Genomic DNA, 12,162 nt, shown 5'->3' on the forward strand with positions numbered 1-12,162 from the left:
CAACACTCGGTGAGACCATAAATTTTTGAGCACGAGAGATGTGGTACCCAAAGCGTGCCGACATCTGAGGAGTTGGAATGCTTTTCAAGGATACGACCGATGTCGGCCTGATCGACAGATTTCAGCTGGGCGCGTTCCGGTACTTCATGCGGTACACCCATCCGGAAACGGGTCTCGTGGCCGACAGTTCGCAGGACGGTTCGCCGGCCAGCATCGCTGCAACGGGCTTCGGTCTGTCCGCGCTCCCGGTCGGCGTCGAGCGTGACTGGCTGTCGCGCGAGGATGCTGCGACGCGTGCGTTGACGACCTTGCGGTTCCTTCGCGACAGCGAGCAGAGCCGCGATACGCTGGCCACGGGTTACAAGGGCCTCTACTATCATTTCCTGGATATGAAGACGGGACGACGGGCGTGGCGGAGCGAGATTTCGCTGATCGACAGCGCGCTTCTGATCGCCGGCGTCATCACGGTCGGTGCGTATTTTTCCGACAATACGCCGGCGGAGAAGGAAATCCGCGATATCGCCGACATGATCTATGCGCGGGCCAACTGGGCCTGGGCGCTGGACGAGCAGGATGCGCTGGCGCTCGGCTGGAAGCCGCGCAGCGGTTTTCTTCCCTTTCGCTGGCATGGCTACAGCGAAGCGATCATTCTCTACACGCTGGCCCTGTCGTCACCGTCCTATCCGATCCCGCCAAAGAGCTACCTGGCTTTCGGCAACCAGTGCGATTGGAAGGAGATGCAGGGCAAGCCGTTCCTCTCTGCCGGACCGCTGTTCATCCATCTCTTCTCGCATGCTTGGATCGACTTTCGGGGTATCCGTGATGCGGCAATGACGGAACACGACAGCGATTACTTCGAGAACACCCGTCTCGCCATCGATGTCCAGCGCGACTATGCCGCGCGAAACCCCGGATCCTTCGTCGGTTACGGTGAGGATTGTTGGGGCCTGACGGCGTGCGACGGCCCGGAGCGGTCGCGTCGGCTGCGGGATGGTCGCCAGCAGAATTTTTCGGGCTATGCCGCAAGAGGTGCGCCAGACGGACCGGACGACGGAACGCTTGCGCCCTGGGCGCCGCTTGCCTGCCTGCCCTTCGATGAGGCCGCGGCCCTTGCCGGAACGCGGCATATTCTCGATGCCTATCCGGGCGTGGTCGAAGAGGATGGCTTCATCGGCAGCTTCAATCCGAGCGTTCCCGCCCGCACGGCCGAGGGCTGGATGAACACGCGGCGGATCGGGCTCGATCAGGGTATTCTCCTGATGATGATCGAGAATCACAGGACCGGATTGTTCTGGAACCTCTTGCGCCAGTCGGTGCCGATCCGGCGCGGGCTGAAGCGCGCGGGGTTTGAAGGCGGCTGGCTGTAGGCCGGATCGCGGCGACCCGACCTGACGCGCCCGTCGCCGTCATGCCGTTTTCAGAAAACGATCGTTGATGGCGCCGGATACGGTTCCCAGCACGAGCCAGAAGGCCAGCGTGGTCGCAAGCGCGGCCACCGCGAACTCCGCGCCGAGAACGGCGGGAACAGGGCTTGCGAGGTCGCCGGGCTGTGGCGCGCCATAGAGGTGGGGCAGTGCGAGAAGTCCCAGACCGGCCGCCTTTGCCCAGATCTCCTTTCGCAGCGCGATGAGACCGAGCCCAAGCGCCGAGAGCACCGTAGCTATGAGCCACCAGATCTGGCGATCGCCGAGATCGCCTGCCGGAAAGCCCGGAAGTTCCGGCGGGAGGCCGAGGGCCGGCAGCATGTGAACCGACAGCCAGCCGAGCGCGCCCCAGACAAGGCCGTTCCGCATGGTTGGCGGTGTGCTCGTCACCAGGCCGAGGCCGGCGAGAAGGAGGCCGAAACCTGCACCCGTGACCAAATTGGCGATCAGCGTGCCGGAGAAGCGGCTCAAGCCGAACATGATGCCGCCATCCGCGTGCCCTGCCTCCTGGCCCGCGCTTTCATGCGCATAGGCCGGCGTGACGAGCTGGAGCGCGGATGCAAGGGAAGGGAAGAGCGAGCCGCCGGCGCGCGACGAGTGCTCGTGTGCCGCCGGGGTCCCCTCGGCTTCCGGCGCTCCCGGTAGGGGCGCAGTCTCGTAGGTTTCCGCTTCCAGTATGAGCGGGACGACGCGAAGCTCCTGGGCGGTTGTCATGAAGCTGCCCGCAATAAGGCCGGCGCAGATGGCGGCCAGCAGTGTTTTGACGATCATGGATAGTCCTTTTTAAGCAGCACCTTGCGGTCTGCTCTTGGATCCTTGTTGAGACTCTGCGGGAGGTCTGACGTCTAGGCTCGGCGCGGTTCCACGAAGCGACGCGGGCGCGGGGAAGCGATGCCGATCCGGCATGCCTCCACTGCGCGCAGCCGATCATTGGACGCGCGTCTGCCTTGACGCTCGACGGCGCGCACGGATGCACGCCTCACTTGCCACAAAGGCGAGGTCACGACCAGGCGCGCGATCGAAGACTCCCGAGCCTTAGTGGCAGGGGAAGCCGAACGAGTGGCGGACGTCGTGGGCCGTGTCGTGCAGCACGGACGAATTGGCGAGCCCCGCTCCAAACACGAGAAACGCTCCGATGAACAAGGACAGGAAACCCGCAATCATGCGGTCATTGAGGGAAAGCGAAACGCCGGATGCGTTGGTAACAGCCATGACAACCTCCGTGATGGCAGCGTGGGACATGTCCCACTCATTTGGGCGAAATGCCCGACATCAAGCGGCAGGTGTCCTGGCTCGCGGCGTCTGATGCCGGCTGGCATCGTCGGGTCTTTCTCGCCTTCCCGCAGATCGGAGTTGCCTCGTTTCCGCAGTGGCTTCTACCGGTCGCCCGGCATGAAAGACCCTGACCGCTCTACAGTCGCGGGGTCGGCCGTGATGAAGGTGCCGCACTGGGTCCACCCGTCACGTTCCCATTTACTCCCCGGATGGTGTGTCATCCGGAGAACCTCTTGATAAGGGTCACTATGACGCGTGCAGGGCGTGTGTCAATCGGCCCCGTGCTCGCGACCCTCGTGCTGGCGGCTCCTGTGCCGGCGGCTCCTGTGCTGGTGCCGCGCCTTACAGCGTCGCGGCGAGAGCGGCGAGTTGATCGGCACACTGGCCCCAGCCTTCGTGAAAGCCCATCTGCTCGTGCGCGTCCCGGTCGGTCTTCGTCCAGTGCCGGACACGGGCCGTGTAGCACGTCCCGCCGTTCTCCGGCTCGAAGGTGATGATGCCGGTCATGAAGGGCTTTTCCGAAGGCGTCCATGCCTGGATATAGGCGTCGGTGAAGACGATCTTCCGATCCGGGACGATCTCGAGATAGACGCCGCGATTGGGCATTTCCTCACCCTCGGGGCTCTGCATGACGATAAGGTTCGCACCGCCGACGCGCAGATCGATCTCGGCCGACGCGATCGTCCAGGGCCTGGGGACGAACCACTGCCGGATCAGGGCAGGCTCCGTCCAGCATCGGAACAGGGCATTCGGCGATGCGGCGATGTGGCGGGTGATGACGAGGTCGCGATCGTCGGCGGTGGTCTGTTGGGTCATGCGCGTGATCCTGGAGCGGCGGGACGGTTTTGCCGAGTTTCCGTCATCCGGCGCTGACTGTCGAGACCCTCAAGAGACGCATCTTCTCGCGATCGGGTCCGTCACGGACCGGCGGGCGACGACTGGATTTTCACGATCGCCGTGGTCCAGCGCGGCGCTTCCGGCGGGCCTGCGCGCGGGGCGGGGAAAACGAGCGAGGTGCGAAGCGCCGCGGATTGACCGGGCGGTATGCGGGCGATGATCAGCGCGTCGTCGCGGCCGATCGTCCGGCACGTGCCGGCAGGGCAATCGTCCAGCGTCACGTCGAGGGTGAAATAGTCGAGGAAAGCCGTGCTGTCGTTGTGCACTGTTCCGGTCACGACATAGCTGCTCGCCGGTGTGCTCTTTTCGAACTGAAGGTTTTCCAGTCGGATTTGGTTTTCCCCGATCGTTGCGACAGGGCGATCCGCCGTGACCGGCGACAGGGGCTCGCGCGTTTTCGCATTGTCGTCGGTCCACCAGACGACGAAGGCGCTGATGAGGCCGACCGCGACGAGCACGGAGAGAACGGGCTCCGCCAGCTTGCGAAACCGCGGCTCCCAGACCGCAAGCCCGACGATCAGCAGGCTTGCAGCAGCGAGCAATATCCAAAGCATCAACGTCCTCCCCATGCCCTTTCATATAGGAACGAGGGCGCCGGGGTCAAAGCGGAGCGGGCGAATCAAAACGGGAACAAAGGACGGATCGTCTAGTTCCTCAACCGCACAAACACCTTTGAACCACCGCGGCGAGACTTCGTGCGCGGACCCACGAAAGGAATGAACAATGGCTGGGAAAGCACTCGAAGATCTGTTCCACGACATGCTCAAGGACGTCTATTACGCCGAGCGCAAGATCGTGAAGACGCTTCCGAAGATGGCCCGCGGCGCACAGAGCCCGGAATTGAAGGCCGCTTTCGAAAAGCACCGTGAAGAAACCGAAGGCCAGATCGAACGCCTGCAGCAGGTTTTCGAAATCTTCGGCAAGCGCGCCACCGGCAAGACCTGTGCCGCCATCGAAGGCATCATCGAGGAAGGCGAGGAAGTCCTTGAGGAATTCAAGGGTTCGCCGGCCGTTGATGCAGGCTTGCTCGCCACGGCACAGGCCGTCGAGCATTATGAAATTGCGCGCTACGGCACGCTGAAGACATGGGCCGGCCTCCTGGGCCTCGACGAAGCCGTGAAGCTGCTGGACGAGACGCTGAAGCAGGAAGAAAAGACCGACGCCGATCTGACGAAGCTGTCGAAGGCCGTTAATGCCAGCGCCATGGACAAGGCGAAAGCTGCCTGAGCCATCGACTTTTCTGCTCAAGAACAACGCCGGCCGGATCGCTCCGCGCCGGCGTTGTCACGCGTGGTTCTTCGCGTCTCACTCCTTGAGGCTGATCCAGTAGGCGCCCTCGAACGGAACGGCGGCGAACCGGGCGTTGATGTCTGCCAGCGTCGCTGCGGGGTCGAGATCTGCGAAAAGCTCCGGCCGTAGCCAGCAGGCGAACGCCTCGGCCGCCAGGATGTTGAGCGGCACCGCATTGAAGAAATTCCAGAGGCCGTGGACCCGCCCGTCGCGCACGCCCTTGAGGTTGGAGAGGATGGGGGCCGTGACGACCTGCTTCAGCGTCCTGCGGGCTTCGTCGTCGGTCACGCCCGGGCCGATCGAAAACGTGCTGTAGGTGCCGCCGGGGGACCCTGTGGCGATGTAGACCTCGGGATCGGCGGCGATCAGATATTCCGTGCTGACGATGCCGCCCTGGGCGGGCAGGTTGCCATCGGCGATGTTTTGGCTGCCGGTGAGACCGATGAAGGCGCCGAGCCCGCCTGTGCCATAGGCGTAGCAGCATTTGTCCGGATTGGGGAAGGCATCCATCAGCACCGTCGGGCCCGGTGCCGTTGCCTGTGCAACCCGGTCCCGGATGCGCTGCAGGCGGGTCTCGTAGAACATCGCAAAATCCTCCGCCTGCGCTTCCCGGTCGAGCACGGCACCGAGGAGGCGCATGGCGGAGGGGGTATTCTTCAGGGCGTCGCTGTTGAAATCGACAACGATGACGGGGACGCCGGTGCTCTCCAGATAGTCGATGGCGCGCTTGCCGAGCTCCGTATCGGCCTGCCAGTTCGCCAGGATCGCAAGATCGGCCTTCAGCGACAGCATGGTCTCGAAGGACAGGCCGTCACCGGTGCCGTCACCGATGGTCGGGAGCTTGGCGATGTCGGGAAAACGCTTCTCGAAGGCGGCATAGATGTCCGGATTGTCGCCCTTCATGTCGCCGGACCAGCCGGCCAGCAGGCTGACCGGATCGGGATGGATGAGCGAGAGGGCGACGAGGTTGAAGCCGCTGCCGAGCAGGATAGCCTTCGGCTTCTCCTTGATCGTGACCGAGCGGCCGATCGAGTCCGTGACCGTCAGCGGATAGGTCGTTGCGGAGGCCGGGCCGGACGAAAGGATGCCGAAAAGCGAGACGAGACAGACGAAAACGGCGGAGAAGCGGAGCGGGTGCATCGGGGGTCAGTGTCCTTGTTGCGCAAGCTCGCCGCGCTGGCTCGGCAGGGCGCAGAGCGCGCCACAGCTCGGAATGCCGGGAAGCAGATAGCGCAGGCAACAGACCTTGCGACGACAGACGGTCGTTTCGCCTGCGGGCTCGTGCCGGAGACAGCCGCGAAAGGGGTTCGCGGTGCCGTCGGCCAGCACCGGCTGCTCGAACAAGGGACGGGAGGCCCAGGCATCGCCGCCGCCCGTCGGGGCCGTCGCGTTGAACGCGTAGTCGATATAGACGGCCGCATTGTTCCAGGCGAGCTTCGGTGCCAAACCGGCGGAGGTTTTCAAGGCGGCAATCACAGCGGCGAGATGACGGTGGACGAGGGGCACGACGTAGCCATCGGGTCCGTCGCCCGTATCGTCGTCGCTCCAGTCTCCCTCGGTCTCCAGGCCGAAGGCGCGGGGCAGGCCGTCTTCGGCGAGCGCGATGGTCATGCTGGCAAGATCGACCGGCAGGACGTGATCGGCGCGGCGGGCGACGATAAAGGGGATCGTCAACGCGGCGAAGTAATAGAGCGACCACATGGAGGTCACCGCCCGGCGGTCGCTGCCGCCGTGGGTGTTCGCGTAGCGATCGAGCGCCTCGGTGAAGACCGACGAGGAAAAGAACCCGGCGAGGGGCAGCGCGCCCTCCAGATCCCGCGACAGCATCATCTTTTCACCGCACCAGGCATGTTCGCCGGTGAACACGGATTTCAATCCCGGTGGCCGGAAGGCTTCGTTCGTCGAGGAGGGAGGGGTCTCGATCATCCGGGCCTACCAGCTGTATTTCAGCGAGCCGATCACGGTGCGGCCCTGATCGCGATAGCAGAAGCCGGCCGAGCAGACGGCATCGCGCCGATCGAAGAGATTGGTGGCGTTGACCTGCAGTTTCAGGCCCTCGTATTTCTTGTCGATGGCAGCGAAATCGTAATGCACGGCCGCATCGAAGAGGACCCGCGATGCATTTTTCCTCGTGTTCGTGTCGTTGCCGAAGCTCGAGCCGATGAAGCGCGCGCCAGCACCGACGCCGAGGCCGTGCGCGAAGGTGTCTTCGGGCAGATCGTAATTCGCCCAGACCGAGGCCATGTGCATCGGCACCGACGAGACGAAATTGCCCTGGCTGGTGGTCGGCCCCTCGACGATCTTCATGTGCGTGTAGGTGTAGGATGCCGTCAGGGAGAGGCCGTTGTCGAGGCTCGTCGTCGCCTCCAGTTCCAGCCCGCGGGAGCGCAGCTTGCCGCGCTGGACCTGAATGTTTTCGGGGCCGGTCGGCAGGTTGACGACTTCGTAATAGAGGCCGTTGTCCTGATCGATGTTGAAGAGGGCGGCGGTCAGGAGCGTGTTGCTGTCGGGCAGCAGATATTTCACGCCGACCTCCTGCTGCCGGCTTTCCGTCGGATCGAACGGCCGGCGCGTCTCCTGATTGATACCGGCATTGGGCGAGAAGGCGGTGGAGTAGCTGGCATAGGGCGCGAGGCCGAAATCCGTCTCGTAGGTCAGGCCGATGCGACCGGAAAAGGCTTTGTCGCGCTGCGAGGTCTTGGTCGTGTCGCCTGTCGCCAGAACGGTGTCGTCGGTATCGGTGTCGACCCAGTCGTAGCGGCCGCCGAGCGTCAGCGTCCAGGCGTCGTAGCGGATCTGGTCCTGCACATAGGTGCCTATCTGCCACTGGTCCTGCACGGTGCGGGTCGAGAAGGGGATGGGAGCGACGTCGCGCCCGGCATCGGGGTTCGCCGTGTCCAGTGGCGGGGTGGTGCCTGTGCCGTCGAGCGAGCGGTAGCGCAGTTTCTGAAAATCCACGCCGAAGAGAAGCGTATGATCGAACGCCCCTGTGGCGAATTTCGCCTCGATCTGGTTGTCGATGACGCCGGCCGTTAGGCGTTCGTCAAAAGTGCCGGCGCTGCTGTCGAGCAAGGTCGGGTCGAGCGCGTTCGGCGCATAAGCAAAGGCGTAGTCGGCATCGATGTTGAGGGTCGAGAGGCGCGCGTTTTGCCGGAAGACGAAGACGTCGTTCAGCCGATGCTCGAATTCATAGCCGATCCGCGCCTGCTTCTGGACGGAGCTGTTGAAGTCCGGATTGCCGCCAAAAATGTCGGTCACGTCGCCGGTGAGAGGGTCGTTATAATAGGCGGCGGTCCCGCCCGACCTCGTGCGGGAATACTCGCCGAGAATGGTCAGCTTGGTGTCCTCGTCCGGCTTCCAGGTGACGGCCGGCGCGATATAGGCGCGGTCGTCGGAGACGGACACCTGTTCGGTCTCAGCATCGCGCAGGAGCCCGGTCATCCGGTAGTAGACCGGATCGGTTTCGTTGATCGGACCGGAGACGTCGAACTGGCCCTGATAGCGCTGGTTGGTGCCATATTGCAGCTCGATCTCGTGCAGAGGCTCGATCGTCGGGCGCTTGGTGATGAGATTGTAGAGGCCGCCGGCACCGGATGCGCCGTAGAGCGCAGAGGAGGGCCCCCGCAGGATCGAGACACCTTCCAGACCATAGGGCTCCGTCTTGAACAGCGAGGAGCCCGCGCCCGGCTGGCGCAGGTTGTCGCGGAAGATGCCGGTATAGGTGACGTCGAAGCCGCGGACGGAAAAGCTGTCGAACCGCGGATCGAAGCCAAAGGCGCCGACGCGGGTGCCGGGGGTGTAGCCGAGGGATTCCTGTAAAGACTGCGGATTGCGGTCCTCAAGCTGCGCCTGCGTGACCGACGAGATGGATTGCGGCGTTTGCAGAAAGGGTGTGTCGGTCTTCGCGCCGGTTGCGCTCGCCGTGCCGACATAGCCGTCCCCCGTGATGACGCCGCCGCTGCCGCCGGTCACCACGATTTCCTCCAGAACCGTTGCCTCGCCGGTCGCTGCATCCTGCGCGAAAGCCTGAAGACTGCCGCCGCTGAAAGCCAGCGTGAGGATCGATGTGCTGGTGACGAGGGCTGACCGGAGGGGAAGGCGGCGGGGACAACGGATCGGCATGCGACAAGTCTCTCGGTGAAAGATGACTTTCACTATCAAGATTCTTTCCCGATAACAGCCCTTAAACATGATAATTGCAATCATGTTTAAGGGCTGTGGGAATTTCGCAACGCGTGCGCACAGACAGACGAAAGCCGCCACGGCGGTGCGGCGCGTGGCGGCGTGTAAGAGGCTTGGCTTTTAGCCTTTGGCCTGCGAGACGAGAGCCGGCTTTTCGCGATAGGCCTTGGGGAAGACGGTCTTCAGGTTCTCGATCTTCGGCAGGTCGTTATAGACGATATAGGGATAATCCGGATTGAGTGTCAGGAAATCCTGGTGATAGGCTTCGGCGGTGTAGAAGCCCTTGAGATCGTCTACCTGGGTGACGACCTTGTCTGGAAACACCTTCGCCTTGTCGAGCTGGGCGACATAGGCGTCCGCGACCTTCTTCTGCTCCGGGCTGAGCGTGAAGATTGCCGAGCGGTACTGCGTACCGTGATCGGGGCCCTGATAGTTCAGCTGGGTCGGATTGTGCGCCACCGAGAAGAAGATCTGCAACAGCTGGCCGTAGCTGACCTGCGACGGATCATAGGTCACCTCGACGGCTTCCGCGTGGCCGGTTTTGCCGCCGCTGACGGTCTCGTAGGAGGCGGTCTCCTTCGCGCCGCCGGAATAGCCGGAGACGGCGTTGGAAACGCCCTTCACATGCTGGAACACGCCCTGCACGCCCCAGAAGCAGCCGCCGGCAAAGACGGCCTTTTCGGTTTTGGCGGCGGTCTTCTCATCGATGCTAGGCGGCGGAATGACCACGGCTTCCTCGGCGGCGCCGGCACGCACGGCGGTGACGGCGATGATGAGGGCGGTCAGAGCGAAAGCGCCGAGGACGCCGCCGGTGAGGTTGCGACGGAGATTGGAACGGGAGGTCTTCGACATGCGGCAATCCCTGAGGGCGCGGAGGGCGGTAGGGCCTGACGACGCGCCGTAATGTTGCTGGTATGCGCGCCGTTGTGAGCCGATCCGCCGGCGGCGTCAAATCGCGATTTCGTGTAGTTTCGCGATGATCTGGCCGATCAGGCAGTATTCAGGATCTCAATCAACGCGCTCACCCAGGGCTTCAACGGTCCGGGAATATCGAATCCTGCGAATCGCTTGCGGGGTTTCGCTGAGACGATGAGTCGGAACCCGTGCGTTCGGTCTCTGTGTCGAAACGGCGATGGCGCCCGAGGTCTCGCAGGACTTCGGGCGCCATCGCCGTCATTCGGAACGGCTTCCAGGTGGATGGCTGTAGCCGGTTTGTCGGTCAGGCCGCCGCGTCGACCGGCGCGAGAGCGATCTCGGCGCGGGCAGCCAGCAGCTGGCGCGCCGCATTGGCCGCTTCGCCGCCCTTGATCACGAAGTGATCCGTGAAAAAGCGGATATGGGCTTCCGATTCCTGGAAATGATGCGGCGTCAGCACGGCGGAGAGAACCGGAACGCCCGTGTCGAGCGAGACGCGCATCATGCCGTCGAGCACGGTGGAGGCGACGAAGTCGTGGCGGTAGATGCCGCCATCGACGACGAAGGCGGTGCCGAGAATGGCGGAGAACCGGCCGGTCTTTGCCAGTGTCTGGGCGTGAAGCGGAATTTCGAGCGCGCCGGGCACGTCGAAGATCTCGACATCGGCCGCGTTGCCGCCGAGGTCCTGCCAGCGGGCGACGAAGGCGTTGACGCACTGATCGACGATGGCGGAGTGCCAACGGGCACGGATGACGGCGATCTTCTGCGTGGGGTGGGAAACGATGGTCATGCAAGTGGCCTTTCAAGGGTTAGCCGTTCGACGGGATCCCTTGGGCGAACACGCGGACGCGACCAAGCCCTTGCGAGGCCTGCCTGCCGTTTGCTCTCTTTCATCCGGACTATACCGTCGGCTCCGGAATCACACCGGATCTGCTGACCTTCACGACGTGCGGCAGTTGCCGAACGACCTGAAGCGCTCGCGGGCTCCAGACACTGACGCCTGTTACCGCCGGTGGGGAGTTTCACCCCGCCCTGAGAACGTACGCCGACAACTATAAGCAAGTGTGGCGAGGCGTCAAATCCGCATTATTCTGCCGTGAAGCGTTTTTGCGAAAAACTATTCCCGTACGACGAGAAGGTCGCCGGCGGTGAAGCGCAAGGTCACCGTTTCGCCGATCGCCGGCGGTTTGACGCCCGGATTGTTGAACGTGTCGAACGAGATGACGCTGTCGGCGATCTTCATGCGGGTGCGGATGACGGAGCCGAGGAAGTTGCTGGCAATGACATGGCCGGTCAGTGCGGTATCGCCCTTGGCGTCCGCGGCGATCGAGCCGGCTTCCGGCCGCAGCGCGAGCGAGACGGTGTCGCCGGCCTTGGCCGCGCCCAGCGGTTCCCGCAGCGTGATGCCCTGGTCGCCGATGGCGATGCGGTTTGCCGCGGGGTCCAGCACCTTCGCATCGATCAGGTTGAGCGTTCCCACGAAAGACGCGACGAAGCGGGTCGCGGGACGGTTGTAGATCTCGAACGGCGTGCCGATCTGGTCGGCGCGTCCCCCATTCATGATGACGATGCGATCGGAGATCGACAGCGCCTCTTCCTGGTCATGCGTGACGAAGACGGTGGTGATGCCGAGCTGCTGCTGGATCATGCGGATCTCCTCGCGCAGCGAGACACGGATCTTCGCGTCGAGGGCCGAGAGGGGCTCGTCGAGGAGCAGGACCTGCGGCTTTGGCGCAAGCGCCCGTGCCAGCGCCACGCGCTGCTGCTGTCCGCCCGACATCTGATAGGGATAGCGGTCCGCCAGATGCTCGAGATGGATGAGCGCGAGCATCTCTTTCACCCGTGCGTCGATCTCGGTTTTCGGCGCGCCGGCGACCTTCAGGCCGAAGGCGACGTTGTCGCGGACCGTCATGTTGGGGAACAGGGCATATGCCTGGAACACCATGCCGATATTGCGCTGGTTCGGCTTCAGCTCGGTCTGGTTCCGGCCGTTGATCATGATGGTGCCGGAGGACGGCGTCTCGAAGCCGGCGATCATGCGCAGCACCGTCGTCTTGCCGCAACCGGACGGGCCGAGAAACGAGACGAACTCGCCCTTCTCGATCGCCATGTCGAAGTCGTGCACGACCTGCGTCTGGCCAAAGGATTTCCGGATATGGGTCAGGGTAAGAAACGACAT

General features: G+C 63.6%; 12 protein-coding genes and 2 riboswitches. Of the genes, 2 read left to right on the forward strand and 10 right to left on the reverse strand.

What is annotated here, in order from left to right:
• The first annotated feature begins 77 nt into the window (after positions 1–77).
• Positions 78–1,367, forward strand: coding sequence for a glucoamylase family protein (locus tag C8J36_RS02250; RefSeq protein ID WP_132532163.1), 1,290 nt, complete (start codon positions 78–80; stop codon positions 1,365–1,367).
• A 39-nt stretch (positions 1,368–1,406) separates the two neighbouring features.
• Here the strand turns inward: C8J36_RS02250 and C8J36_RS02255 are convergent, their stop codons facing one another.
• The 4 genes from C8J36_RS02255 to C8J36_RS02270 all read right to left on the reverse strand — a co-directional run bounded on the left by C8J36_RS02255 (position 1,407) and on the right by C8J36_RS02270 (position 4,150).
• Complete coding sequence (locus tag C8J36_RS02255; RefSeq protein WP_132532166.1) at positions 1,407–2,195, reverse strand: CbtA family protein; 789 nt, start codon at positions 2,193–2,195, stop codon at positions 1,407–1,409.
• A gap of 264 nt (positions 2,196–2,459) precedes the next feature.
• The gene (locus C8J36_RS02260) at positions 2,460–2,636 is read right to left on the reverse strand and encodes a CbtB-domain containing protein (RefSeq protein ID WP_062593342.1); all 177 of its coding nucleotides are present in this window, start codon (positions 2,634–2,636) and stop codon (positions 2,460–2,462) included.
• Between the two features lie 48 nt (positions 2,637–2,684).
• A riboswitch (cobalamin riboswitch) is annotated at positions 2,685–2,948 on the reverse strand.
• A gap of 93 nt (positions 2,949–3,041) precedes the next feature.
• A complete protein-coding gene (locus tag C8J36_RS02265; protein ID WP_132532169.1) occupies positions 3,042–3,515 on the reverse strand; it encodes an SRPBCC family protein in 474 nt (157 codons plus the stop codon).
• A gap of 101 nt (positions 3,516–3,616) precedes the next feature.
• Positions 3,617–4,150, reverse strand: coding sequence for a hypothetical protein (locus C8J36_RS02270; RefSeq protein ID WP_132532172.1), 534 nt, complete (start codon positions 4,148–4,150; stop codon positions 3,617–3,619).
• 169 nt (positions 4,151–4,319) lie between these two features.
• On the opposite strand from C8J36_RS02270, the gene C8J36_RS02275 reads away from it, so the two are divergent.
• Complete coding sequence (locus C8J36_RS02275; protein ID WP_132532175.1) at positions 4,320–4,823, forward strand: ferritin-like domain-containing protein; 504 nt, start codon at positions 4,320–4,322, stop codon at positions 4,821–4,823.
• Positions 4,824–4,901: 78 nt separating this feature from the next.
• On the opposite strand, the gene C8J36_RS02280 is transcribed toward C8J36_RS02275, so the two are convergent.
• From C8J36_RS02280 to C8J36_RS02305, 6 genes are all read right to left on the reverse strand, one after another.
• Entirely contained in the window at positions 4,902–6,026 is a 1,125-nt protein-coding gene (locus C8J36_RS02280) for an ABC transporter substrate-binding protein (protein WP_132532178.1), read from the reverse strand.
• A 6-nt stretch (positions 6,027–6,032) separates the two neighbouring features.
• Positions 6,033–6,812, reverse strand: coding sequence for a siderophore-iron reductase FhuF (fhuF, locus tag C8J36_RS02285; RefSeq protein WP_132532181.1), 780 nt, complete (start codon positions 6,810–6,812; stop codon positions 6,033–6,035).
• A gap of 6 nt (positions 6,813–6,818) precedes the next feature.
• Positions 6,819–9,008 carry a TonB-dependent siderophore receptor gene (locus tag C8J36_RS02290; RefSeq protein WP_132532184.1) on the reverse strand — a complete coding sequence of 730 codons (2,190 nt, stop codon included), beginning with the start codon at positions 9,006–9,008 and terminating at the stop codon, positions 6,819–6,821.
• A 180-nt stretch (positions 9,009–9,188) separates the two neighbouring features.
• Positions 9,189–9,920 carry a peptide-methionine (S)-S-oxide reductase MsrA gene (gene msrA / locus C8J36_RS02295; RefSeq protein ID WP_062592393.1) on the reverse strand — a complete coding sequence of 244 codons (732 nt, stop codon included), beginning with the start codon at positions 9,918–9,920 and terminating at the stop codon, positions 9,189–9,191.
• A gap of 367 nt (positions 9,921–10,287) precedes the next feature.
• Positions 10,288–10,773, reverse strand: a complete 486-nt coding sequence (locus C8J36_RS02300; protein ID WP_062592395.1) for a 6,7-dimethyl-8-ribityllumazine synthase — start codon at positions 10,771–10,773, stop codon at positions 10,288–10,290.
• An 88-nt stretch (positions 10,774–10,861) separates the two neighbouring features.
• Positions 10,862–11,027, reverse strand: a riboswitch (FMN riboswitch).
• Positions 11,028–11,100: 73 nt separating this feature from the next.
• Positions 11,101–12,162, reverse strand: a complete 1,062-nt coding sequence (locus tag C8J36_RS02305) for an ABC transporter ATP-binding protein (protein WP_062592398.1) — start codon at positions 12,160–12,162, stop codon at positions 11,101–11,103.

Source organism: Rhizobium sp. PP-F2F-G48 (assembly GCF_004342335.1).
Lineage (GTDB): Bacteria > Pseudomonadota > Alphaproteobacteria > Rhizobiales > Rhizobiaceae > Ferranicluibacter.